General features: G+C 69.2%; 20 protein-coding genes and 1 riboswitch. Of the genes, 12 read left to right on the top strand and 8 right to left on the bottom strand.

All coding sequences use genetic code 11. From position 1 onward, the window contains the following. Positions 1-6 precede the first annotated feature (6 nt). Positions 7-828, bottom strand: coding sequence for an oxidoreductase (locus tag SNE35_RS00400; RefSeq protein ID WP_320420750.1), 822 nt, complete (start codon positions 826-828; stop codon positions 7-9). 201 nt (positions 829-1,029) lie between these two features. Between SNE35_RS00400 and SNE35_RS00395 the strand changes: the two genes are divergently transcribed. Beyond that, a complete protein-coding gene (locus tag SNE35_RS00395; RefSeq protein WP_320420749.1) occupies positions 1,030-1,224 on the top strand; it encodes a hypothetical protein in 195 nt (64 codons plus the stop codon). Between the two features lie 6 nt (positions 1,225-1,230). Here the strand turns inward: SNE35_RS00395 and SNE35_RS00390 are convergent, their stop codons facing one another. Both SNE35_RS00390 and SNE35_RS00385 read right to left on the bottom strand, forming a co-directional pair. Continuing rightward, positions 1,231-3,573, bottom strand: coding sequence for a TonB-dependent receptor plug domain-containing protein (locus tag SNE35_RS00390; protein WP_320420748.1), 2,343 nt, complete (start codon positions 3,571-3,573; stop codon positions 1,231-1,233). Between the two features lie 324 nt (positions 3,574-3,897). After that, the gene (locus SNE35_RS00385) at positions 3,898-5,199 is read right to left on the bottom strand and encodes an MFS transporter (RefSeq protein WP_320420747.1); all 1,302 of its coding nucleotides are present in this window, start codon (positions 5,197-5,199) and stop codon (positions 3,898-3,900) included. Positions 5,200-5,309: 110 nt separating this feature from the next. On the opposite strand from SNE35_RS00385, the gene SNE35_RS00380 reads away from it, so the two are divergent. The 8 genes from SNE35_RS00380 to SNE35_RS00345 all read left to right on the top strand — a co-directional run bounded on the left by SNE35_RS00380 (position 5,310) and on the right by SNE35_RS00345 (position 12,188). Beyond that, the gene (locus tag SNE35_RS00380) at positions 5,310-5,915 is read left to right on the top strand and encodes a TetR/AcrR family transcriptional regulator (protein ID WP_320420746.1); all 606 of its coding nucleotides are present in this window, start codon (positions 5,310-5,312) and stop codon (positions 5,913-5,915) included. Positions 5,916-5,955: 40 nt separating this feature from the next. Further along, a riboswitch (TPP riboswitch) is annotated at positions 5,956-6,063 on the top strand. 80 nt (positions 6,064-6,143) lie between these two features. Then, a complete protein-coding gene (gene thiC, locus SNE35_RS00375; RefSeq protein WP_431312690.1) occupies positions 6,144-8,009 on the top strand; it encodes a phosphomethylpyrimidine synthase ThiC in 1,866 nt (621 codons plus the stop codon). Continuing rightward, positions 8,009-9,013, top strand: a complete 1,005-nt coding sequence (locus SNE35_RS00370) for an FAD-dependent oxidoreductase (RefSeq protein ID WP_320420743.1) — start codon at positions 8,009-8,011, stop codon at positions 9,011-9,013. Before thiC ends, SNE35_RS00370 begins: the two co-directional genes overlap by 1 nt. Continuing rightward, positions 9,010-9,213: a sulfur carrier protein ThiS gene (gene thiS / locus SNE35_RS00365; RefSeq protein WP_320420741.1), complete on the top strand. Its 204-nt coding sequence runs from the start codon at positions 9,010-9,012 to the stop codon at positions 9,211-9,213. The genes SNE35_RS00370 and thiS overlap by 4 nt, the downstream gene beginning before the upstream one ends. 4 nt (positions 9,214-9,217) lie before the next feature. Then, a complete protein-coding gene (locus tag SNE35_RS00360) occupies positions 9,218-10,024 on the top strand; it encodes a thiazole synthase (protein WP_320420740.1) in 807 nt (268 codons plus the stop codon). Beyond that, positions 10,021-11,067, top strand: a complete 1,047-nt coding sequence (locus SNE35_RS00355; protein ID WP_320420739.1) for a thiamine phosphate synthase — start codon at positions 10,021-10,023, stop codon at positions 11,065-11,067. Before SNE35_RS00360 ends, SNE35_RS00355 begins: the two co-directional genes overlap by 4 nt. A 63-nt stretch (positions 11,068-11,130) precedes the next feature. Then, entirely contained in the window at positions 11,131-11,661 is a 531-nt protein-coding gene (locus tag SNE35_RS00350) for a DUF4142 domain-containing protein (RefSeq protein ID WP_320420738.1), read from the top strand. A gap of 23 nt (positions 11,662-11,684) precedes the next feature. Beyond that, positions 11,685-12,188, top strand: a complete 504-nt coding sequence (locus SNE35_RS00345; RefSeq protein ID WP_320420737.1) for a hypothetical protein — start codon at positions 11,685-11,687, stop codon at positions 12,186-12,188. Here the strand turns inward: SNE35_RS00345 and SNE35_RS00340 are convergent. Genes SNE35_RS00340 through SNE35_RS00330 form a run of 3 tightly spaced genes read right to left on the bottom strand, consistent with a single transcriptional unit; the run spans position 12,181 to position 15,694 of the window. Further along, positions 12,181-12,588, bottom strand: a complete 408-nt coding sequence (locus SNE35_RS00340) for a RidA family protein (protein ID WP_320420736.1) — start codon at positions 12,586-12,588, stop codon at positions 12,181-12,183. The genes SNE35_RS00345 and SNE35_RS00340 overlap by 8 nt on opposite strands. After that, positions 12,585-14,588 (bottom strand): amidohydrolase family protein, encoded by a 2,004-nt coding sequence (locus tag SNE35_RS00335; protein ID WP_320420735.1) that lies wholly within the window; start codon positions 14,586-14,588, stop codon positions 12,585-12,587. The genes SNE35_RS00340 and SNE35_RS00335 overlap by 4 nt, the downstream gene beginning before the upstream one ends. Further along, positions 14,585-15,694 carry a dipeptidase gene (locus tag SNE35_RS00330; protein ID WP_320420734.1) on the bottom strand — a complete coding sequence of 370 codons (1,110 nt, stop codon included), beginning with the start codon at positions 15,692-15,694 and terminating at the stop codon, positions 14,585-14,587. Before SNE35_RS00330 ends, SNE35_RS00335 begins: the two co-directional genes overlap by 4 nt. Before the next feature lie 61 nt (positions 15,695-15,755). On the opposite strand from SNE35_RS00330, the gene SNE35_RS00325 reads away from it, so the two are divergent. Further along, entirely contained in the window at positions 15,756-16,394 is a 639-nt protein-coding gene (locus tag SNE35_RS00325; RefSeq protein ID WP_320420733.1) for a TetR/AcrR family transcriptional regulator, read from the top strand. 14 nt (positions 16,395-16,408) lie between these two features. Here SNE35_RS00325 and SNE35_RS00320 read toward each other — a convergent pair whose 3' ends face one another. Continuing rightward, the gene (locus tag SNE35_RS00320) at positions 16,409-16,957 is read right to left on the bottom strand and encodes a hypothetical protein (RefSeq protein WP_320420732.1); all 549 of its coding nucleotides are present in this window, start codon (positions 16,955-16,957) and stop codon (positions 16,409-16,411) included. Positions 16,958-16,965: 8 nt separating this feature from the next. Beyond that, positions 16,966-17,736 (bottom strand): hypothetical protein, encoded by a 771-nt coding sequence (locus SNE35_RS00315; RefSeq protein ID WP_320420731.1) that lies wholly within the window; start codon positions 17,734-17,736, stop codon positions 16,966-16,968. Between the two features lie 151 nt (positions 17,737-17,887). Between SNE35_RS00315 and SNE35_RS00310 the strand changes: the two genes are divergently transcribed. Continuing rightward, positions 17,888-20,539, top strand: coding sequence for a protein kinase domain-containing protein (locus tag SNE35_RS00310; protein WP_320420730.1), 2,652 nt, complete (start codon positions 17,888-17,890; stop codon positions 20,537-20,539). 386 nt (positions 20,540-20,925) lie between these two features. After that, entirely contained in the window at positions 20,926-22,851 is a 1,926-nt protein-coding gene (locus SNE35_RS00305; RefSeq protein WP_320420729.1) for a S53 family peptidase, read from the top strand. Positions 22,852-22,860: the final 9 nt, after the last annotated feature.

Below are 22,860 nucleotides of genomic sequence, written 5' to 3'. Positions count from 1 at the left end.
CTTAGCTCACCGGAAGGCCGACGAGATGACGAGATCGAAGAGGCGATCGGACAGGTGCCGGCGCAGGAAGAGCATGGGGCTGGCCAGGAAGCCGCCGTGGTAGCGAGCGCGGGGTCGCCTGGACCGGAGCGCCTTGACGATCAGGTCGCTGATCACCCGTGGGCCGGGGAGCTTGCGCATGTCCTTCTGCATGGTGCTGAACTTCTTCACCATCGGTGCGTACGCGCCCGCACCCGAGTGCTTCTCCGCCTCGTCCGTCGCGATCCCGGACCACTCCGAAGCAATGCCGCCCGGTTCGATCACGATCACGTCGATGCCGAAGCGGCGCACCTCGTTGCGCAGCGCATCCGAGTAGCCCTCCAGCGCGAACTTCGATGCGTGGTACCAGCCGCCCAGCGGCGTGGCCAGCTTGCCACCGATCGACGAGATATTGAAGATCCGGCCGCGCCCTTGCGCCCTCATCGTGGGCAGGCACAACTGGGTCAGGCGGGCCAGGCCGATCAGGTTTGTCTCCATCTGGCGCCGGCCTTCCGCCACGGGAACGTCTTCCAGCGCGCCGTACTGGCCGTAGCCCGCGTTGTTGATCAGGACATCGATCCGCCCCTGTTCATCGAGGATCCGGGACACGGCGTTCACCATGGAGGCATCGTCCGTGACGTCCATCGCCAAGGGCAGTCCGCCCGCCTCGCCGATGTCCTGCATCCGCTCGAGTCGCCGCGCCGCGGCGTAGACCGTGTAGCCCTCCGCGATCAGGCGCAGCGCGAAGTCTTTGCCCATGCCGGAGGAGGCACCGGTGATCAGGGCGACGGGTTTGTTTTTCATGTCCATGAGTGTTTGTCGAAGCACCGCCATCTTCTACAAGGCGGACCGATCCGGAAAATCCGATCGCGCCAATACGCATCGGATCGCGCCATGCTGGCGTTTGCGACTCGCCGTCTGTTCACGCCCTGGTGCAGTTCGTCGCACGGCGCTTGGACGCGAGCTTGTGGCCGCCTAGAGTCCGCTCATCGACCTCACGGAGATGCTGCGATGTTCGGATTCCTGCTCTGGTGCCTGCTGTTCGTGCTGTGCTGGCCGCTGGCGCTGCTCGCGCTGGTGATGTGGCCCATCGTCTGGCTGCTGTGCCTGCCCTTCCGGCTGGTGGGCATCACCTTCGAGGCGCTGTTCGAACTGCTGCGCGCCATCCTCTTCCTGCCCGCCCGCATCCTCGGCTCCCGCCGCTGACCGGCGTTACAGCTTCATCTCCAGCCTCGCCGCCCACAGCACGAAGGTGCGGCCGTTGCTGTTGCTGTTGATCGTCTTGTACTGCGTGTTGATCACGCTGCCGGTGGCGTAGTCCAGCGCGGTCAGGTTGGTGGCCGACAGGCGCAGCGCGGTGTTCATGTTGAAGTTCCACAGCGCGAAGGCGTCCAGCACGGACTTCTTCGAACTGCTGGTCAGCTGCAGCGGCGTTTCCTGCACCTGGTTCGCCGGCGTGTAGTTGAGGCTGGCGCCCAGCGTCAGCGGCAGGCTGCGCAGCTTGTAGTCGCCACCCAGGTTGCCGGTGTAGCGCGGTTGCTGGTCGAGGCGGTTGTAGGGGCCGACGATGCCATCTACCGACGAGCGGAAGAGGCTCAGGTTGCTGCGCACATTGATCGGCAGCGCGTCTTCGAAGAACTGGTCGAGCCGGAACTTGGCCTCCAGCTCGATGCCGTAGGTCTTGGCCGTGCCGATGTTGCGCGGCCGCGCGACCCAGCGTTCGGTGGAGGCCCACGACACTGTCTCCAGCTCCGTGACGTTGCGGATCAGGTTGTCGATGTGGCGGTAAAACACATTGGCGCTGACGATGCCGCCCTTGCTCAGGTAGTTTTCATAGCCCACCTCCACGCCGCGCGCCAGCTCGGGCTTCAGGTTCGGGTTGCCCATGCGGTCGGCCGCGTTGGCCTCATTGGGGCCGCACAGCGCCGTGCCGAGGCAGGGGTACTGCGAGTTGATCGAGGGCGGGGCGGTCAGGTCGTTCAACTGCGGCGCGCGGTAGCTGCGCGTGAGGCTGGCGCGGATCTGGTCGCGGCTGTTTTCGTCGAACTTCCACACGCCGTGCAGCAGCGGGGTCCACACGACGGACTTGTTGCGCACCTCGTAGCTGGCCGCGGTGCTGTGCGTGGCGATCGATTCGCCGCGCAGGCCGGCGTAGAAGGACCACTGCTTGCCGACGCTCCACTCGTCCTGCCCGTACCAGGCGAAGCGCAGCGTGTCGGCGGCGAGGTTGTCGCCGAAGTCGGCGAGCTGCGGGCGCGGCAGGCCGTCCTGCAGGGTCACGCGGCTGGTGTTGCGGCCCGTGCCTTCGGCCTCGATGCCGCCGACGAGGCTGTGCTCGTTGGCCAGCTGGTGCGAGAGCTTGCCGGTCAGGCTCCAGGAGCTGTCGCGGCTCTTGGTCGTGTCGTCCTGGTCGCGCGAGGGGGCGCCGTCCAGGTACTCCTGGCGGAACGAATGGCCCGAGCCGCGGGCGCCGCCGATGGCGGTGCGCAGCTCGAACTTCGTGTCCGTGTCCAGGTGCTGCGTCCATTGCGAATGCAGGCGCAAGGTGGCGAAGCGCGAGTCGGAGTTCGTCACCGCATGGTCGTACTGCTGGCACTGGATCAGCTCGCCCGGGTCGACGTCCGCCTCCGGCGCCGTGGTGTCGCAGTAGCTCTGCGTCTGGCGGACCTCGTTGGCCGTGTTGTTCTTCGACACGACGAAGAAGGGTTGCAGCGAGAACTGGTCGCCGCCGGGGCCGAGGCGCCACTGCAGGCGCGCGTTCGCGTTGATCGACTCGTTGGTCGCGTTGTTCTGGCCAACGGTCTCGACATGGCTGCTGACGCCGCGGCTGGGCACGACGGTGTCCGAGTTCGGCCGCGAATCGTCGTAGCGCTCGTTGCGCATCGCGTTGACGCTGATGTTGTAGGCGCCGCCCTCGTCGTTGAGCTTGTCGTTGCGCGACCAGCCGATGTTCGGGCGCAACTGGCCGCGCTCCTCGGAGACGGCCAGGCGCAGGTCGTTGGAGCGCTTCTGCAGCGCCTCACGCAGCACGATGTTGATCGTGCCGGCGATGGCGCGGGCGCCGAACTCGGCGGTGGGCGCGCGCATCACCTCGATGCGTTCGATCTGGTCCGGCGGCAACTGGTCCAGCGAGAAGCCGGGCGGCATCCGTTCGCCGTTGACGAGGATCTGCGTGTAGCCGCTGCCCATGCCGCGCATCCGCACCTCGCCGCCGCGACCGGGCCGGCCGCCGGTGGTCACGCCGGGCAGGCGCTTGAGCACCTCGCCGACGGTGCTGTCGCCGTAGCGCTCGATCTCCTCGCGCGAGATGATGATCTTCGATGCGGTGGAGGCGCGGCGCACGGCTTCGTCGGTGGGGCGCCCGTCGACCTCCACGCGTTCCAGCTGGCTGGCCGGTGCGGCCTTGCTGTCAGCGGCCGGCTGTTTGTGTACGGGCGCCGGCGCGGGCTTGGCGGGGTTGTCGGAGTCTTGCTGAGGGGACTGTTGCTGGCTCCAGGCGGAGGCACAGGCAATGGCGCAGGCGGTCAGCAGCAGGCGGGGAAACACGGCGGTCATGACAAGGGCGGACGCTCGAGGGGCATCCGTGCTCGAAGGTATGAGGACCCGGGGCGGGCTGAGGAGCTGGCGTCGGCTGGCGCGGGAGCATCTCACAGTGCGAGAACGGGTCTCCCAATTTTTCAGATTCTTTACCCGCCGGCGTTGCGCGGACCGCAAAGAGAAAGGGCCGCTGCCTGGTGGCGAGCGGCCCTTCGAAATGAGGAACCCAAAGCGCTGGTGACGGGTTCCAGGAATCTGCCCAATCTGCAGCCGGTTTGTCGCCTTGGATGCCTTGCAGTATGCGGCCTGCGTGTTACGCCGCCATGACGAAACCTTGAGGGCTTACCCCTGCGCGACCGGTGATTTTTTACGAACTGCCATCGCCATCAGCGCAGCGACGAGGCAGGCCGCGCCGGCCGTGTACAGCGCCGGCGAATAGGTCAGCAGCAGGGTGCGGCTCATGCCCGCGCCCCAGGCCGCCACCGCCGCGCCGATCTGATGCGAGGCGAAGATCCAGCCGAACACCAGGCCCACCTTCTCGGTGCCGAAGGTCTGCGCGGTGAGGCGCACGGTGGGCGGCACGGTGGCGATCCAGTCCAGGCCGTAGAACATCGCGAACAGCGACAGGCCGTACAGCGAATAGTCCGCATGCGGCAGCCACATCAGCGAGAGCCCGCGCAGACCGTAGTACCAGAACAGCAGCTTGCGGCTGTCGTAGCGGTCGCTGAGCCAGCCGGAGGCGATCGTGCCGACGAAGTCGAACGCGCCCATCATCGCCAGCACCGAGGCCGCCGGCACCGGGCCCAGGCCGCGGTCGCCGCACAGCGAGATGAAGTGCGTTTGCACCAGGCCGTTGGTCGACAGGCCGCAGATGAAGAAGGTGCCGGCCAGCAGCCAGAAGGCCGGCTTCGTGCTGGCCTCGCGCAGCGCGATGAAGGGCGTGGCCATCGTCATCTTCGGCGCGACCGCGGGTGCCGGTGCGCCCGGCTCGGCGCCGAAGGGATGGACGCCGATGTCGGACGGCCGGTTGCGCATCAGCAGCCACACCAGGGCCATCACGCCCAGGCAGATGAAGCCCAGCGGGGCCAGCGGCGCGCGCCAGCCCCAGTGCTCGATCATCCAGGCGGCGATCGGCAGGCAGGCGAGCTGGCCGGTGGCGGCGCTGGCCGTCAGCAGGCCCATCACGAGGCCGCGGCGGGTCGCGAACCAGCGGCTGGAGACGACGGCGCCGAGCACCAGCGCCGTCATGCCGCTGCCCACGCCCAGCATCACGCCCCACAGCAGCCAGAGCTGCCACAGCTGCGTGATGCCGGCCGCCATCAGCATGCCGCCGCCGACCAGGGTCAGCGCCGTGCACATCACCGCGCGCATCCCGAAACGGTCCATCAGCACGGCGGCGAACGGGCCCATCAGGCCGAACAGCGCGAAGCGCAGCGCCAGTGCCGACGAGATCTGGCTGGTGCTCCAGCCGAACTCGCTGGCCAGCGGCTGCAACATCGCCCCGGGCAGGCCCAGCGCGGCGGACATGAACAGCATCGTCAGGAAGGTGACGCCGGCAATCACCCAGGCGAAGTGGATGTTGCGGCGTTCCAGCCAGGGCGCGAGGCGGTGCGGGAAGCTCAAGGGCGGAGCGCTGACGGTCATGCTGATGGCCTCAGAAAGTTTTGATGATTGCCGTCATGATAGCAATTTTGATGATGATCACAATTAAAATGTGGGCATCGCATCGATGCGTCACCCCGAGAAGCAGCGCCATGAAAGTCACCAAGGAACAGTCGCAGGCCAACCGCCAGGCCATCGTCGAAGCCGCCTCGCGCCTGTACCGCGAGCGCGGGCTGGAGGGCGTGGGCGTGGCCGAGATCATGCGCGAGGCCGGCTTCACGCACGGCGGTTTCTACGGCCACTTCGACTCCAAGGATGCGCTCGCTGCCGAAGCCGTGGCCCACGCGCTGGCGGCGCCGCTGGCACGCCTGCGCGCCCGGCTCGATCGCGAGCAGGGCGATGCGCGTTCCTACTTCGAGCACTACCTGCGCGCCGAACACCGTGACGCGCCGGGCCTCGGTTGCGCGATGCCCACGCTGGCCGTGGACGCCGCGCGTGCCGCGCCGCCGGTGGCCGAGGCGATCACGCATGGCATCGGCGGCTACCTGAAGGCCTTCGCGGAGCACCGGCCCGACGGCAGCGTCACCGACGAGCCCGGCGCGGCCGACAAGGCCCGCGCGATCCTGACCCTGTCGGCGCTGGTTGGCGGCATGGTGCTGGCGCGCGCGACGCAGGGCAGCGCGCCGCAGCTGTCCGAGGAGATCCTCGAAGTGCTGAAGGGCGAACTGGGCAGCTTCTGGACCGGCTTGGCCGCTTGACCGCCGTCAACGAAGCGCGCAACGCCGCTGCGTATACTGCTGCTTCGCTCCGGGGTGCCCTTGCGAAGGGCTGAGACGCGGCAGAAGCCGCGGACCCGCTGAACTTGATCCGGTTGATACCGGCGTAAGAAGAGCCGTCGTCCTTGGCAGGGCAGCGGACGCTGCCCGCGTCCGCACCACACCCCCGCCCCAGCGCGACCTCCGCCCACGCCGCAATCCGCCGGTGCGGTGCAGGCTCCGGATTCATTCGTTTCCCCAGACGAACCGGAAGCCACGATGACGACTACGCCGCAACTCCAGACCGGGCCGCTGCCCGCATCCACCAAGATCCACCTGCCCGGCATGCTGCACCCACAGCTGCGCGTGCCGATGCGCGAGATCGCGCTGACCAACGGCGAGCGCATCGCCGTCTACGACGCCACCGGCCCCTACACCGATGCCGCCGCGCAGATCGACGTGCGCCGCGGCCTGCCCGCGCCGCGCGCCGAGTGGGTCGAGCAGCGCGGCGATACCGAGGCCTACACGGGCCGCGCGATCCAGCTGATCGACGACGGCCTGCGCGACCAGGAACAGCAGCTGAAGCTGCGCGAGGTGAGCGCGGGCCTGCAGCGCCAACCGCGCCGCGCCAGGGCCGGCGCCAACGTCACGCAGATGCACTACGCGCGCCGCGGCCTCATCACCGCCGAGATGGAATACGTGGCGATGCGCGAGAACCAGCGGCTCGAATGGATGCGCGAGTACGAGGCCGATGCCGAACGCGAGGCCCGCCTGCGCGGCAACGCGATGGGCGCCAGCATCCCGGCCATCATCACGCCCGAGTTCGTGCGCGAGGAGGTGGCCCGCGGCCGCGCGATCATCCCGGCCAACATCAACCATCCCGAGCTGGAGCCGATGGCGATCGGCCGCAACTTCCTCGTCAAGGTCAACGCCAACATCGGCAACTCGGCCGTGACCTCGTCGATCGAGGAAGAGGTGGACAAGCTGGTCTGGGCCACCCGCTGGGGAGCGGACACGGTGATGGACCTCAGCACCGGCCGCAACATCCACACCACGCGCGACTGGATCGTCCGCAATGCCAGCGTGCCCATCGGCACCGTGCCGATCTACCAGGCGCTGGAGAAGGTCGGCGGCGTGGCCGAGGAGCTGAGCTGGCCGCTGTTCCGCGACACGCTGATCGAGCAGGCGGAGCAGGGCGTCGACTACTTCACCATCCACGCCGGCGTGCGCCTGCCCTTCATCCCGATGACGGTGAAGCGCCGCACCGGCATCGTCTCGCGCGGCGGCTCCATCCTCGCCAAGTGGTGCATCGCCCACCACCGCGAGAACTTCCTCTACGAACACTTCGAAGAGATCTGCGAAATCATGAAGGCCTACGACGTCAGCTTCTCGCTGGGCGACGGCCTGCGCCCCGGCTCGCTGGCCGATGCCAACGACGAGGCCCAGTTCGCCGAGCTGCGCACCCTGGGCGAGCTCACCAAGACCGCGTGGAAGCACGATGTGCAGACGATGATCGAAGGCCCGGGCCACGTGCCGATGCACATGATCCAGGCCAACATGACCGAGCAGCTGAAGCACTGCGACGAGGCGCCGTTCTACACACTCGGCCCGCTGACCACCGACATTGCGCCCGGCTACGACCACATCACCAGCGGCATCGGCGCCGCGATGATCGGCTGGTTCGGCTGCGCGATGCTCTGCTACGTGACGCCCAAGGAACACCTGGGCCTGCCTGACCGCGACGACGTCAAGGCCGGCCTGATCGCCTACCGCATCGCCGCCCACGCGGCCGACGTCGCCAAGGGTCACCCCGGCGCGCGGGCGCGCGACGACGCGCTCTCCAAAGCCCGCTTCGAGTTCCGCTGGACCGACCAGTTCAACCTGGGCCTTGATCCCGACACGGCGCGCGAGTTCCACGACGAGACCCTGCCCAAGGACAGCGCCAAGGTCGCGCACTTCTGCTCGATGTGCGGGCCGAAGTTCTGCTCGATGAAGATCACGCAGGACGTGCGCGAGTACAGCGCGGCGATGGAGGCGAAGAGCGCGGAGTTCCGCGCGCAGGGCAGCGAGCTGTACGTGCCGATCAAGGTGGCTTGATGGCCCGCGTTGCCATCGCAGGCGCCGGCCTCACCGGCCGCCTGTTCGCCTGGGCGCTGGCGCGCGAGGGTCACAGCGTCAGCGTCTTCGATCCCGCCCCGGATGCGGGGGCCCGCGGCGCGGCGGCGTTCACGGCCGCCGGCATGCTGAGCCCGCTGGCCGAGCTGGAGTCCACCGATGCGGACGTGGCCGCGCTGGGATGGACCTCGCTGCGCCTGTGGCCGGCCATCGCGCCGGAACAGTTGCGGCGCGATGGCAGCCTGCTGCTGGCGCACCGCAGCGATCTCGGTGCGGCACAGCGCGTGCTGGCGCGCATCGGCCGCTTCGAGATGCTGGACCGCGCCGCGCTGCAGGCGCTGGAGCCGGCATTGGCGCCTGGGCTGCTCGGCTGGCACCTGCCCGGCGAGGGCAGCATCGACGCGCCCGCGGCGCTGGCGCATCTCGCCAGGGCGCCGGCCGAATGGTGCTGGGGCCAGCGCGTCGAATCGATCGAGCCGGGCCGCCTGCATCTGGCCGATGGCCGCACGGTCGTGGCCGACTGGGCCATCGACGCGCGGGGCCTGGGCGCGAGCTGGCCGCTGCGCGGCGTGCGCGGCGAGATCGTCACGCTGGACCTGCCCGGCGGCCACGGCCTGCAGCGGCCGCTCCGCCTGCTGCATCCGCGCCAGCCGGTCTACCTGGTGCCGCGCGGGCCGGAGCGCCTGCTGGTCGGCGCCAGCGAGATCGAGAGCGAGGACCGCAGCGCGATGAGCCTGCGCTCGGCCGTCGAGCTGATGGCTGCGGCGCACAGCGTGCTGCCCGCGCTGGCCGAAGCCCGCATCGCGCTGCTCGATGTCAACCTGCGCCCGGCCCTGCCTGACAACCGGCCGCTGGCGCATTGCGAACCCGGCCTGCTGACGCTGAACGGCCTATACCGCCATGGCTGGCTGCTGGCCCCGGCGCTGGTGCAGCAGCTGCTGCGCGAAAGCGGACTGGGCGCATTGCCCGAGGAGACCCACGCATGATCGAGATCCGACTCGACGACGAAGCCCGGCAGCTCCCTGCCGGCACCACCCTGGCCGCGCTGCTGGAATCGCTCGAGCGCCCGCCCGCCAGCGTTGCCACCGCCATCAACGGCAGCTTCATCCCGCGCGAGCGCCGCGCCGCCACCGTGCTTGGCGCGGGCGACCAGGTGCTGCTCTTCAAACCCATCGTCGGAGGCTGAAGCGATGAATGACGATCCACTGATCATCGACGGCGCGGCGCTCGCCAGCCGCTTCTTCCTCGGCACCGCCGGCTACCCGAGCCCTGCGGCGCTGGCCGAGGCGATCGAGGCCTCCGGCACGCAGCTCATCACCCTGGGCCTCAAGCGCACCTTGCAGGCCGGCGACAACGGCGCCTTGGCGCTGGCGCTCGACGCGGCACAGGCTCGCGGCGCGCGCCTGCTGCCCAACACGGCCGGCTGCCGCAGCGCCCACGAGGCCGTGGCCCTGGCCTGCATGGCGCGCGAGCTGTACGGCACGCACTGGATCAAGCTGGAGGTCGTCGGCGACGAACTGACGCTGCAGCCCGACCCCTTCGAGCTGCTCGCCGCTGCCACCGAGCTGGTGAAGCTCGGCTTCACCGTCTTCCCCTACTGCACCGAAGACCTGGTGCTGTGCCGCCGCCTGCTCGACGAGGCCGGCTGCGCGGTGCTGATGCCCTGGGGCGCGCCGATCGGCTCGGGCCAGGGCCTGGCTCACCCGCGCGCCTTGCGCACCTTGCGCGAGCGGCTGCCGGAGGCGACGCTGGTCGTCGATGCCGGCCTGGGCGCGCCCTCGCAGGCGGCCCAGGCGCTGGAGATGGGCATCGACGCCGTGCTGCTGAACACCGCCGTGGCCAAGGCACGCGAGCCGGTGCGCATGGCCGCCGCCTTCCGCGATGCGATCGTCGCCGGCCGCGCTGCCTGGCGGGCGGGCCTGATCGCCACGCAGGACTTCGCCGTCGCCTCCACACCGGTCAGCGGCCACGCCTTCCTGCTGGGGGATGCGGCATGACGCAAGACCCGACCCTGGTGATCTCGTACGCCGAAGCCAGCCGCCGCTTCGGCCCTGCCCCGGCACCGCTGCTGGCGCGCAGCCTGCGCGGACGTGCCGGTGCGGTCTGTCTTACCGACTGCCCCGGCGGCGAGGATCTGGTGCTGGACTGGCTCGACAGCCCGCTCGCCCGCGGCTTGATCGCCTCGCACCCGGCTGCGGGCGAACTCGCCCCGCGCGTGGAGGCGGCGCAGGCCCTGGGCTTCGTCGTGCCCGATGCGGTGATCCTGGCGCGCACGCAGCTGGCCGGCGCGATGCCGGTGATGGGCTTCGACGACGAAGACGCAGCGCCCGATCCGGTCACGCTCTCGCGCTGGCAGCGCGTGCTGCACGAGCGCGGCCGGCCTGGCGAGGCGCTGGGCCTCTACGCCATCTGCGCCAGTGCCGAAGATGTCGGACGCTGGGCCGCGCGAGGCGTGGCCGAGATTCAGCTGCGCATCAAGTCACCATCTGGTGATATAGAAGTCGAGATCGCCGCCGCGCTGCGGGCCGTGGCCGGCACGCGCAGCCGCCTCTGGATCAACGATCACTGGCAGGCTGCGCTGCAGGCAGGCGCGCGGGCGCTGCACCTGGGCCAGGAGGATTGGGCGCGCCTGCTGCCGGCGCAGCGGCAGGCCCTGCTGGCCGGTGAGGACATCGCGCTGGGCCTGTCCAGCCACAGCCTCTGGGAGCTGGCGCGTGCCCGCGGCCTGGCGCCGACCTACATCGCCTGCGGCCCGATCCATCCGACGACGACCAAGGACATGCCCTGGCGCCCGCAGGGCCTGCACAACCTGGCCTGGTGGGTGGCGCACGCGGGCCGGCCGGTCGTCGCCATCGGCGGCCTGCTGACGCCCGCGCAGGTGCGCAGCTGCGCGGCCACTGGTGCCGCCGCGGCCTGCCTCGTGCGTGCGCTTGATGGCCCGGTGCCGCTGGCCGAGTTTGAACAGGCCTGGCAGGACGGCCGGCGCCAGCCGCCGCCCGCACCGGCGATGGGGCCGCGGCCTTCGCTGGCCGGGCCCTGACAGGCACACCGATTGCCTCGGCCCAGCGTCTCGGCACGCTCGTGCCGCCAACTGGAGCCTTTCATGAAGACCATGATGCGAAACCTTCTTCTTGCCACCTGCGTCGGCGCTGCCGCCGTTGCCACCACAGGCGTGGCCTATGCCGACAGCGTTGCCCACGGGGATGCGTCCTTCCTGAAGAACGCGGCCGAGGCCGGCAGCATGGAGGTCGAAGGGAGCCAGCTCGCGCTGAACAAGGCGAGCTCGGCCGACGTGAAGAGCTTCGCGCAGCAGATGATCGACGACCACACCAAGGCCGCGCAGGACCTCTCGGCGCTGGCTTCGTCCAAGGGCGTGAAGCTGCCCGAGGGCCCGTCGATCACGCAGAAGGCGAAGCTGAAGCTGCTGGGCACGCATGAGGGCGCGAAGTTCGATGCGGACTACGCAAAGAGCGTCGGCGTCAAGGCGCACGAGGACGCGGTGAAGCTGTTCACCAAGGCCTCCACCGACGCCAAGGACGCCGACGTCAAGGCCTTCGCCGCCAAGACTTTGCCGACCTTGCAGCACCACCTGGAGATGGCCCGCGAGCTGCAGGCCAAGACCGGCAAGTCCTGAAGCTGACGCCCGAGGCCTGCGCCATGCGGCTGGTCCTGCGCGCCATTGCGGCCGTCCATGCGGCGATGGCTGCCCTGTTCGCGCTGGCGGCGCTGGTGTTGATCGTCGTGGCGGCGCAGATGGGCTTCGTCGCGCTGGCCGGCGGCCTCGATCGCTCGGCCGCGCAGGGGATCATCGAGGCGATGGGCATCCTGGCCGCCGCTGTCGTCGCGCTGCAGATCTCGCAGACGATCGCCGAGGAAGAGGTGGTGCGCGATGCCCACGTCAGCGGACCGACGCGGGTGCGGCGCTTCCTGTCGCGCTTCCTCGTGGTGGTCGTGGTGGCGCTGGCGATCGAGGGTCTGGTGGCGACCTTCCGCGCCGCTCACGAGGACGCCGAGCAGATGCTGCATGCCGCGGCAATGGTGGTGGCCGTCGGCGTGCTGCTGGCCGGCTGGGGCCTGTTCATCCGGCTCAACCGCTATGCGGAGGAACTCGAGCCCGAGGCGATGGAAGAGGCCAAGCGCGAAGACCGCAAACTCAAGTAGCGGATGGCGCCGCGGCGATGCACTCGATCTCGACGCGCGCGCCGAGCGCCAGGCCGTTGCAGCCGAGCGCGCTGCGCGCCGGCAGCGGCACCTCGCCGAAGAAGTCCTTGTAGACGGCGTTGAAGCGCGGCCATTCGCCCATGTCGGCCAGCATCACGGTGCAGCGCACCAGGTGCTGCAGGTCCAGGCCCTGCGCGCGCAGCACGGCGCGGATGTTCTCCAGCGTCTGCCGGGCCTCGGCTTCGATGCCGCCGGGCACCAGTTCCATCTTGCCCGGCAGGTTGCCCAGCGCGCCGGACAGGTAGAGCATGTTGCCGACGCGCACGCCCTCGGGGAAGGGCACGCCGGCGGGCAGCAGCTTGCCGGAGTTGAATCGTTCGATGGTGTTGTCTTGGCTCATGGCTTGGCGATCCCGAGGGCTTGTTCAAGGGCGACCGGGTCGATGATGCGCCCGCCCTTGATCGTGCGCCAGACGCGGCGGATGTCGCTGATGTCCCGCGTCGGGTCACCGTCGACGAGGATCATGTCGGCAAGCTTGCCCGGTGCGATCACGCCGCGGTCGAACTCGGCGCCGAGCACGCGGGCCGGCACCAGGGTGGCCATGCGCAGCACCTCGGCCTTGGGGATGCCGGCCTGCGCATAGAGCTCCAGGTCGCGGTGCAGGCTGTAGCCGGAGAAGGCGTCGGTGCCGGGCATCAGCGTGATGCCGGCGTCGTAGAGGCGCTTGGCCATCTTCTGGAAGGCCGGGAAGGCCTTGGCGTAGGCGTCCTCATGGCCCGCCGGCACCGCCACGGCGCCCGACAGCATCTGCCGCCGCGCGACGACCGGGAAGCGCGCGATGACCGGCTGCAGCGCGGGCGGCGCCTTGGCCGGCTCGCCGTAGAACAGGCCTTCCAGGGTCACCAGGGTCGGGTCCAACACCGTGTGGTGTTGGCGCATGAAATCGACGAAGGCGGTGAAGCGCGGGTCGTCCAGGTCGAAGGCCGCGACCTTCTCTGCGGCGAAGGTGTAGCGGTCCTTGCCGCGCGTTTCGCCGAACTCCGGGAAGAAGTTCAGCAGGATGAAGTTCAGGTGCTGGATCTCGTCGGCGCCGAAGTCGATGAACTCGTGCGCGACGGTGAAGGCCGGCACGTGGCCGCTGACGCGCATGCCGCGGGCATGGGCCATCTCGGCGATCGGCTGGATCAGTTCTTTCGGGAAAGAGGAGTAGATCTTGATCTGCTCGTAGCCGTGGGCGGCGTACCAATCGACGGCGGCCTGTGCCTTCTCGCGGCTGTCCACGCGCACGTCGGTGGGCCCGGCCAGCGGGCCGGTGCCTTCGACGATGCCGGCCAAGGTGACGCGCGGGCCGAGTTCGGTGCCTTCGTCGAAGCGCTTGACGCGGGCCAGCATCGGCACGTTGTCGTTGGCCATGTCGCGTGCGCTGGTGACGCCGGCGATCAGGTCGAACACGCCGTCCACCTCGGCGAAGTGCTGGTGCACGTCCCACAGGCCCGGCATCAGGAAGCGGCCGGCGGCGTCGATGGTCTCGATGCCGGCGGGCGAGGGGAAAGCGCCGCTGCCCTCGTCCGGGCCCAGCTGCACGATGCGGTCGCCGGCGATGCGCACGCTCATGTGCTCGCGCACGCTGAGGTCGCGCGGGTCGAACAGGCGGGCGTTGCGGATCAGCAGTGCGTCCTGCGCGGGCCGGCGGGCGAAGCGCCTGGCCAGCTCCGCATGCCAGGCGTGAGCGGCAGCGTTCTGCGCGTCCATCAGCTTCTCGCGCTGCGGCATCAGCGCGGCGGGCAAGGTGCCAAGCCAGTCGCTCAGCACGGCGGCGGTGCTGCCGTCGGCGTTCAGCCAGACGGGCGTGGGCAGGAAGTCCAGGCCGGTGATGTGATAGAGGGTCAGGTCATACCCGTTGACCTTCAGCGTGCGGATCTTGGCGAGCGTGGCCGTGCCGCCCGGCAGCAGCGGCAGGGTGCGGCCCGGGGCTTTCAGCAGCGCGCGGGCCAGCACGGCCTGGTACTCGGGCGGCGGGTTGGCGGGCAGGTAGAAGGCGGGTGCCGTGCGGGCTTCGTCGCCCTGGTCCACGCGGTTGTGCCAGGCGGCGCGGTCGGCGGTGGCGTCGAAGCGTTCCTCGACCGGCGCCTTCCAGTAGTCGACGCCGCTGGCCTCGTAATGGGTCGGGATGCCGTTGGCGTCCAGCGTCCAGGCCGCGCTGATGTCGTCGCCGCGGCCGCGCTCGCTGTAGCGGTAGTGGGCGCGGAACTGACCCTTGGCGGCGCCAGCTTCCAGCGTCTGCGCGCCGACCTCCTGGCCGTGGATCTGGACCTTGTCCTCACGGGCCTGCGCAGCAATGGCGGCGGCCATCAGGCACAGGGTGAGCAGCGGCAGCTTCAGGGTGTTGTTGGCGTTCATGCGGGGAAGCGGGGCGTCAGCGTTTCGTTGAACAGGCGGACGAAGTTGCCGCCGAGGATCTTGGCGATGCGTGCGTCGCCGTGGCCGCGCGCGGCCAGCAGCTCGGCCAGGCGCGCGAACTGGCTCACGCCGCAGAGGTCGGGCAGGAAGAGCACGACCTCCGCCGTCTCGCCGGGCGCGCCGATGCCGAGCTGGCGGCGGGTCTCGATTTCCGCGGCGAGGTGGCGGCGGTAGGCGGGCATGTCGTCGATGGCGCTGACGCAACCGTCGGTGCCGATGCCGACGTGGTCCTCGCCGCAGACCTCCAGCGCATGCTCGATGTGGGAGATCAGGTCGGCGGCCTGCGGCTGGCCCTGGGTGCGCAGGTAGGGCATCGAGTAGATGCCGATCACGCCGCCGTTCTCGGCCAGCCGGCGCAGCTCGGCATCGCTCTTGTTGCGCGGATGGTCGGCCCGCGCGCGGCAGCCGCTGTGGGTGATGGCGAGCGGCCGGGTGGCGATGTCCAGCGCCTCCAGGCAGGTGGCGGTGCTGCTGTGGCTGAGGTCCACCAGCACGCCCTCGCGCTGCAGCCGCGTGATGACGTCGACGCCGAAGGGGCTGAGGCCGCGGTCGTCGGCCACGGTGGCGCCGTCGGCCACGTGGTTGCGGCCGTTGTAGGTGAGCTGGATGATGCGCACGCCGAGGTCGGCGAACAGGCGGATGCGATCGAGGTCGCCGCCCAGCATCTCGGTGTTCTGGAAGCCGTAGATCACGCCGACCTGGCCCTGGGCCTGGGCATCGAGGATGTCGGTGGCCGTGAAGACCTTGCGCAGCGCGGCGGGGTTCTGGCGAATCAGCGCGTCCCAGGTGGCGATGTCACGCACGGTGGCCTCGAAGGGGTCGTCACTGCCGGCCACGTGGCCCAGCGTGACGTTGACCGCGCTGAGGCCGGCGGCGCGCGCATCGGCCAGCGAGCGCTCATCGACGGCGCCGGCGCTGTTGCCGTAGGCGAGCTTGCTGCGGTCGATGCCGCCGGGCGCCAGCAGCAGGTTCGGGTTGTCCAAGGTGCCGAGGGCGTTGACGACGATCGTCTGTGCCGGCAGCGGAGCGTGATCTTTGTCCGGCATTGCGGGGATATCCTGGGCCGAGTTCAGTTTTCGAATTAGAACAAAATTCTAGAATCGACTTATGAAGTTCGGCCGCAGCACTGTTTCCGCCACGCAAACCTTGATCGAGTCCTCGCACCCGGGCCTGCGCGGCGCCGCCAAGCGCGCGGTGCTTGTGCAGGCGCTGCAGTGCTTCAACGACAAGGGCATCGAGGCCAGCACGATCGACGACCTGCGGCGGCGCAGCGGCCAGAGCGTCGGTGCGATCTACCACCACTTCGGCAACAAGGAAGGGGTGGCGGCGGCGCTGTTCTTCCTCGGCTTCGACGACCAGAGCCAGGCCATCGCCGCGGCGCTGGCCCAGGCCGACGGCACGCCGCGCCAGATGATCGCCGCGCTGATCGGCGCCTGGCTCGACTGGACCGAGCGCCTGCCCGAGATGGCGCTGTACCTGATCCTCGCCCGCGAGGTGGTGGACAAGGGCGCCTACGCGCAGCAGCTGAGCGAGCGGCTGCGCGCGCGCTACGGCCCGCTGGACGACCTGCTGGCGCAGGCCATGCGCAGCGGCGAGATGCGGCCGGTGCCGGACGACCTGATCCCGCCGCTGATCCTCGGCCCCGCCGAGTCCTATTGCCGCGGCTGGCTGTCCGGCCGGCGGAAGATTCCGCCGAGCCAGTGCGCGCAGGTGCTGGCGGAAGCGGCCTGGCGATCGCTGGTCTGAGCGTGGTCTGAGCTTCAGCGCCAGGGCGTCGTCGTCGCGTTCGGAAAGCGGGCCTTCATCCGCAGGTAGCTCACCACCATCAGGAGGCCGGCGAACCACGGCGCGAAGCAGACGAGCACGAAGACCAGCACGGACAGCAGCCAGGGCAGGATCGAGCCGGCGATGCCGCCCAGCACGAAGGCAGGAATGAACCACAGCAGCGGCAGCAGCGCCAGGGCCACCAGCGACAGCACGACCTGCCCGGCGCCCATGACGTAGGCGCGGCCCTCTTCGGGATAGGCCACGCCGACCAGGCCGATGCGCAGCGGCGGGAAGCCGAGGAAGGGGTGAGCCCAGGTGTACAGCACCGCCTCCTTGCCCTGTTCGAGTTCGCCGTACAGATTGATCGGGCAACTGAGCCGGCCGAAGGTGCGCGTGCCGATCTGGAGCCCGTCGATGAAGCGCTCCTTCTGCGTGTCGAACATGCCGCTGCGGCGGTTGCCATAGCCGTCCTCGTGGACGACCTGGGTCGTGATCTCGGTGTAGTTGCCGAGGGAATGGATGTTGCCGGTGTGGATGAACATGGCAGTCCTCAGAGCTTGGGCTTGGCCTGGGCCTTGGCGCGCTGCACGTCGGCCTCGCTGCCCTGCTGCTGCAGTTGCTGCAGCCATTCGCGGGTCTTGGTCATCTCCGCCGCGTACAGCCCGCCGCTTTCGACCTGCACCGACATCGTCCGCACCAGTTGCTTGTTCTGGTCCGCCGGGAACAGCGCGATGGTGAGGTACTCGGCCGTGTAGCAGGGGATCAGCTGCTTGGACAACGCGCCGCCGCCGGGCGGGCGGTAGAGCTGCTGGTAGCTGCCGATGCGCATGTCGCCGAACCAGCCGCCGCATTGCTGGATGACCTGCACCGGCAGCGCATTGCCGGCCTGGTCATGCGCCCACTGCAGCACCGGGTAGCTCTGGTCGCGGCGCAGGTACATCTCGGTGCCGTATTTGCCACGCAGGGCGGCCAGCAACTGGCCCATCTCCTGCTCCTGGCCCTGGAACGACACCTGGCGGTAGACGCTCCACACGCGCTGCTCACCGGGCGGCATCGTGATGCCGACGTGGATCTGCTCGCGCGGCTCCTTGCTGGTGTCGACATGCAGCGCGTGGGTGAAGGCCGGCTTGCCGGGCGCCACGTTGAGCTGCTGCGCCTTGATCTCGAAGCCCGGGTTGGCTGCCTTCAGCTTGGCCATCGCTTCGTCCAGCTTCATGCCGAGCTTGATGCCGACGATGTCGGCCTGGCCGAGCACGATCGTGTCGGCGGCCAGCGCCGTGAGCGGGAACAGGAGGGCGGCGGCGAGGAGCGTCTTCATCATCGGTGGCGGAGCGGTGGTTGGCGATGCGCCGATGCTGACCGCGGCGGGGCTGCGCGGCGATCACGCGCAGATCACGAAGTGATAACGCCGCACCTGGACGCCATGGAGACGTCATCTCGACGGGAATTCGCACTCATGCAGAATCGGCCGGATGAACACCGAAGCCAGCACGATCGAGGGCGAATCCGGACGGACCCAGTACCGTTACCGCTTCGGCGAGGTCGAGTACGACCAGGCGGCGCGGGTGCTGTCGGTCGGTGGCGAGATCGTCGATGTAGAGCAACGGCCGCTGCAAGTTCTGGAGCGCCTGCTGCAGACGCCGGGCGAGGCGGTGACGCGCGAGGAGCTGTTCGAGACCGTCTGGGCTGGGCGGCCGACTGTCGAGAACGTGCTGGCCAATGCGATGACCAAGCTGCGCCGCGCGCTCGGCGAGACGGATGCCGAACGGCTGCAGACGGTGCCGCGGGTCGGCTACCGGCTGGCGGGCCCGGTCGAGCGGGTGGCGCTCGGGCGTCTGGCTCGCTCGACGTTGCGGCTGGAGGCCGGTGCGGCGGTGGCGGGCCGGCCGCACTGGTGCCTGGCGGAGCGGCTTGGCGGTGGCAGCAGCAACGGAAGTTCCTTGCATCCGCAGGCCGAGGTGTGGCGCGCCCGCCATGCCAAGACCGGCGAGACGCGCATCTTCAAGTTCGCCGCCGACGGTGAGCAGCTCGCGCTGCTGAAACGCGAGGTGACGCTGTACCGGTTGCTGCGCGAAAGCCTCGGCGAGCGCGACGACTTCGTGCGCCTGATCGATTGGAACTTCGACGAGGCGCCATACTTTCTGGAGGCGGAGGACGCCGGCCCGAACCTGTCGCAGTGGGCCGCCGCGCATCTGGCCGCGCTGGACACGGCGGCGCGGGTGGCGCTGCTGCTGGGCATTGCCGAGGCGGTGGCCGCGGCGCATCGGGTCGGGGTGCTGCACAAGGACCTGAAGCCGTCGAACGTGCTGATCGCTGATGCCGAGGGCCTTCCGCGGGCGCGGCTCGGCGATTTCGGCAGTGGCCGGCTGCTCGATCCTGATCGCCTGGCTGCGCTGGGCATCACCGCGCAGGGCATGACCTTGACCGATGTGGCGGCGGCGAGCGACAGCAGCGGCACGCTCGCCTACCTGGCGCCCGAGGTGCTGGCTGGGCAGGCGCCGACGACCCGCAGCGACGTCTATGCACTGGGCCTGATGCTGTACCAACTGCTGGCAGGTGACCTGCGGCGACCGCTCTTGCCGGGCTGGGAGCGCGACGTCGGCGACGCGCTGCTGCGCGAGGACATTGCCGCTGCGGCCGAGCGCGATCCAGCCAAGCGGCTGGCCGGCGCGGACCAGCTCGTCGAGCGCCTGCGTACGCTCGATGCACGGCGCGCCGAAGTCGAGCAGCGCGTGCGGGATGCCGCCGCGGCACGCGATGCGCAGCAGCAACTGGCCGGCGCGCGGGCCCGCCGGCCCTGGCTGATCGCCGTCGTCGTGCTGCTGGCCGGAGGCCTCGGCACGAGCCTGTGGCAGTACCGGCGCGCCGAGCAATCGGCACGCCGCGCGACGCAGCAGGCGGAGGTGGCCGCGGCGATCAACCGCTTCGTCACCGAAGACCTGATCAGTTCCGCGCAGCCCTCGGCCAGCGGGCGCGCCGGCGTGACGATGATCGATGCCGCGCGCGCGGCCGTGGCCCGCGTCGATGCGCGGCGCGACCTGCCTCCGGCGGTGATGGCGGGCCTGCGCAAGACGCTGCAGATCACGCTGGCGGAGCTGAGCGATCGCAAGGGCTCGGTGGCGCAGGGGCGGCTCGCGCTGGCGGCGCTGGCGCAGACTGGCCAGCCTGTCGAGCCGGCGGCCGAAGGCGAGATCCGCGCCTGGCTGGCCAGCGATTTCGCCCAGCTAGGCGAGCTGGACGGGGCCGATGAACAACTGCATGCGCTTGCCGCGCTGGAGCCGCGGCTGCTGGTCGATGCGCCCGAGATCGCGCTGCGCTACTACCAGGCCCAGGCGATCACGCTGGGCATGGGCGGACGCAACCGCGACGCGGCCGTATTCGACCGCAAGGCCGTCGACCTGGCGCGCAAACTGCCCGGGCTGCGGCCCGGCCTGCTGGACCAACTGCAATTCAACCTGGCGGCCTCGCTGATCCAGCTGGGCCAGCCCGACAAGGCCGAAGCCGATCTGCGCGAACTGCTGGCCCGGCAGACGCAGCGGCTCGGCGCCGCGCACGAGCACACGCTCTACACCGAGGTGCTGCTGTCGCACGCTCTGCTGCGGCAGCAACGTGTCGACGACGCCGCCAAGCTGATCGAGCCGGCGGCCGACGGACTCGACAAGGCCCTGGGCCCGCTGGCCACGCGCACGCTGATGGCGCGCAGCGTGCAGGCCGGCGTCGAGCTGCAGCGCGGCCAGTACCAGGCCGCCGCCGAGCGCTTTGCGACGCTGCACCGGCAGTTCGCGCAACGCGATGGCGAGGCCAGTCCCAACGCGATCAACATGCTCGAAGGCCAAGGTGGCGCGCTACTGCGTGCCGGCGATGCCAAGGCCGCCGAACCGCTGCTGCGCCGCGCGCTCGGCGATGCGCGCAAGACCTTCGGTGCTGCCGCCGAAGAACAGCCGCTGGTGCAGATGCTGCGGTTCGAGTTGGCCGACAGCCTGCTCGCGCTGCGCACGGGATTCGCCGAGGCCGCGAAGCTGGTGGAAGGCCTGCAGCCCGGACCGCTGGCCGAGGCGGATCCGACGAGCGACTGGACCGCAAAGCTGGCAAAGGTCAGGGCTGCATTGGCGCAAGCCCACTGACACGACCGGGTCACGTAGGCCCGCGAGAATTTCGGAATCGCATCCGCCTCTTTGGTGGGATGGCGCTCAGACTCCGCTGGCCCTAACTTCGAGAATGAACTGACTCTCGAATCAATTGAACACATGCTCACGCATGTCGACTCGAGATGCAGATAAAGCGGAGTAGAAAGTTGTTCTACTGACTGCAACCTGACTCGTTTGTCGATGCCCTCAGGTGTAGCCGTTTCCCGTGTTCATCGGATGTCTGAATGTTTCCGCAGGTTTCGCTTCCCCCGCCTCGGGGGAGGAGGGGGAATCCCCGGACCTATCGACTGATACATCTAAACAAACATGCAGCCACCATCAATTTGGAGGTTCATGTGAAGTTTTCGAAGAATTCCCTCGCATTGGCTGCCGCTCTGGCCCTCGTCGCCGTTGGCGCGCAAGCCGGTAACCTGACCAAGGCCGTGGCCCCGCAAGCGCTGGCCGTGGACAACGGTCTTGCCGCCAGCACCGACGTGATCGACGTGGCGATCTCGCTGAAGGCCAACAACCTGGACGACCTGAAGGCCTTCGTTGCCTCGACCGTGGACCCCAGCAGCCCGAACTACCACCAGTTCATCACCCCGGCACAGTTCGCGGCCCGCTACGGCCAGAGCATCTCCAACGTGCTGGCAGTCAAGTCCTACCTGGAAGCCAACGGCCTGACCGTGAACCAGGTCTACAGCAACAACCTGCTGATCACCGCCAGCGGCACCAACGCGCAACTGAGCGCCCTGTTCGGCACCACGCAGCACAGCTTCACGTCGGTTTCCGGCGGCACCTTCCAGCGTGCCATGAACAAGCCGATGGTTCCGGCAGCCCTGCAAGGCATCGTTTCTGGCGTCAGCGGCATCAGCACCGAGCCGCGTTTCCGCCCGCACAACCGTCAACTGCCGGCTGAACTGGCTGCCCTGTCCGCACCGGCTGTGAGCACGGTTACTGCGACGCGTTCGACGGCGATCTCCAAGACGGCCATCTCCGCTGTCGCATCGCCTGAAGCAACGCCGGTCTTCACCAACCCGCAGAGCTATGGAGTGAAGCAGGTTGCCACTCGCTACAACCTCGATCCGCTGTATGCCGCTGGCTACAACGGCGCCGGCAAGACGATCGGCATCATGACCTTCGCTGCGTTCAACACCGCGTGGCCGACCAGCTACTGGAGCGCCGTCGGCGTCAACCACACGGGCTCCGTGACCGTCGTGACCGCCTGCCCCAGCACCGGTAGCTGCACGATCGGTACGGCCGGCTCGGGTGAAACCGCGCTGGACATCGAGCAGTCCGGCGGCTTGGCCCCTGCTGCAAACGTCATCGTCTATGAAGCGCCCAACACCGACGCTGGTTCGCTCGCGCTCTACACGAAGGCGATCACCGCCAATGTGGCAGACACGCTGTCCATCAGCTGGGGTCTGACCGAACTGGCCTATGGCCCGGACGATCTCGCTCCGTACGATACGCTGTTCCTGCAAGCCGCTTCGCAAGGTGTGCCTGTCATGGCAGCCTCGGCGGACGGCGGTGCCTACGACGTGGCGGGTGCGGGCTATCCGTATCCCAACTACTCGAACACCTTGGCCGTCGATTTCCCGGCCAGCAGCCCATACGTGATCGGCGCCGGCGGCACGACCTTGCCGCTGTCGCTGGCCAGCGGCGCGATCACGGTGACGCAAGAGCGTCCCTGGGGTTGGGACTACCTGCAGAGCTACGTCGGCGCGGCTTCCTACTACGCCAACTACTTCCCGGTTGGTGCAGGCGGTGGCGTGAGCGTCCAGTACGCACTGCCTGACTATCAGAAGAACCTGCCGGGCACGCGCACCAGCGTTGCCGGTCAAATGATGGTCTGCATGATCAAGACCACGACGAACACCAGCACTGGCGTGCAAGGCTGCAATGTGGGTGACATCGTGATCTCGCCGCTGCCCGCAGGCTTCGCCGGCCGCAACGTGCCGGACATCTCGATGAATGCTGACCCGGAGAGCGGCTATGCCGTCTTCAGCACCAGCAGCGGCAACGGCACCGGCACCGGCACCTGGGGCACCGGCAGCGGCGGTACCAGCTTCGTCGCGCCGCAGCTCAACGGCATCTTCACCGTGCTGGCGCAGAAGGCCGGCCACCGCCTGGGCTGGCTGCACCCGCAGCTCTACGGTGCCTTCCGCACCCAGGGCTATGGCAGCGGCTCGCCGTTCCGCCCGGTCACGGCGGGTACCAACCTGTACTACCCGGCGACCAATAGCTACAACCCGGCGACTGGCCTCGGCACGATCGACGCCGCCAACATGTCCGCCATCTTCAACTAATGCGCATGA

This window comes from Roseateles agri (assembly GCF_034043675.1).
Taxonomy (GTDB): Bacteria; Pseudomonadota; Gammaproteobacteria; order Burkholderiales; family Burkholderiaceae_C; genus KK5.
This window is presented reverse-complemented; position numbering and strand designations above follow the sequence as displayed.

Bases quoted from the DNA above. Each gene is read 5' to 3' on its own strand.
- SNE35_RS00400 (WP_320420750.1), bottom strand. From the start codon at position 828: ATGGACATGAAAAACAAACCCGTCGCCCTGATCACCGGTGCCTCCTCC.
- SNE35_RS00345 (WP_320420737.1), top strand. From the start codon at position 11,685: ATGCGGCTGGTCCTGCGCGCCATTGCGGCCGTCCATGCGGCGATGGCT.
- SNE35_RS00355 (WP_320420739.1), top strand. From the start codon at position 10,021: ATGACGCAAGACCCGACCCTGGTGATCTCGTACGCCGAAGCCAGCCGC.
- SNE35_RS00325 (WP_320420733.1), top strand. From the start codon at position 15,756: ATGAAGTTCGGCCGCAGCACTGTTTCCGCCACGCAAACCTTGATCGAG.
- SNE35_RS00380 (WP_320420746.1), top strand. From the start codon at position 5,310: ATGAAAGTCACCAAGGAACAGTCGCAGGCCAACCGCCAGGCCATCGTC.
- SNE35_RS00340 (WP_320420736.1), bottom strand. From the start codon at position 12,588: ATGAGCCAAGACAACACCATCGAACGATTCAACTCCGGCAAGCTGCTG.
- SNE35_RS00320 (WP_320420732.1), bottom strand. From the start codon at position 16,957: ATGTTCATCCACACCGGCAACATCCATTCCCTCGGCAACTACACCGAG.
- SNE35_RS00335 (WP_320420735.1), bottom strand. From the start codon at position 14,588: ATGAACGCCAACAACACCCTGAAGCTGCCGCTGCTCACCCTGTGCCTG.
- SNE35_RS00330 (WP_320420734.1), bottom strand. From the start codon at position 15,694: ATGCCGGACAAAGATCACGCTCCGCTGCCGGCACAGACGATCGTCGTC.
- thiS (WP_320420741.1), top strand. From the start codon at position 9,010: ATGATCGAGATCCGACTCGACGACGAAGCCCGGCAGCTCCCTGCCGGC.
- SNE35_RS00390 (WP_320420748.1), bottom strand. From the start codon at position 3,573: ATGACCGCCGTGTTTCCCCGCCTGCTGCTGACCGCCTGCGCCATTGCC.
- SNE35_RS00360 (WP_320420740.1), top strand. From the start codon at position 9,218: ATGAATGACGATCCACTGATCATCGACGGCGCGGCGCTCGCCAGCCGC.
- SNE35_RS00315 (WP_320420731.1), bottom strand. From the start codon at position 17,736: ATGATGAAGACGCTCCTCGCCGCCGCCCTCCTGTTCCCGCTCACGGCG.
- SNE35_RS00370 (WP_320420743.1), top strand. From the start codon at position 8,009: ATGGCCCGCGTTGCCATCGCAGGCGCCGGCCTCACCGGCCGCCTGTTC.
- SNE35_RS00385 (WP_320420747.1), bottom strand. From the start codon at position 5,199: ATGACCGTCAGCGCTCCGCCCTTGAGCTTCCCGCACCGCCTCGCGCCC.
- SNE35_RS00350 (WP_320420738.1), top strand. From the start codon at position 11,131: ATGAAGACCATGATGCGAAACCTTCTTCTTGCCACCTGCGTCGGCGCT.
- SNE35_RS00310 (WP_320420730.1), top strand. From the start codon at position 17,888: ATGAACACCGAAGCCAGCACGATCGAGGGCGAATCCGGACGGACCCAG.
- SNE35_RS00395 (WP_320420749.1), top strand. From the start codon at position 1,030: ATGTTCGGATTCCTGCTCTGGTGCCTGCTGTTCGTGCTGTGCTGGCCG.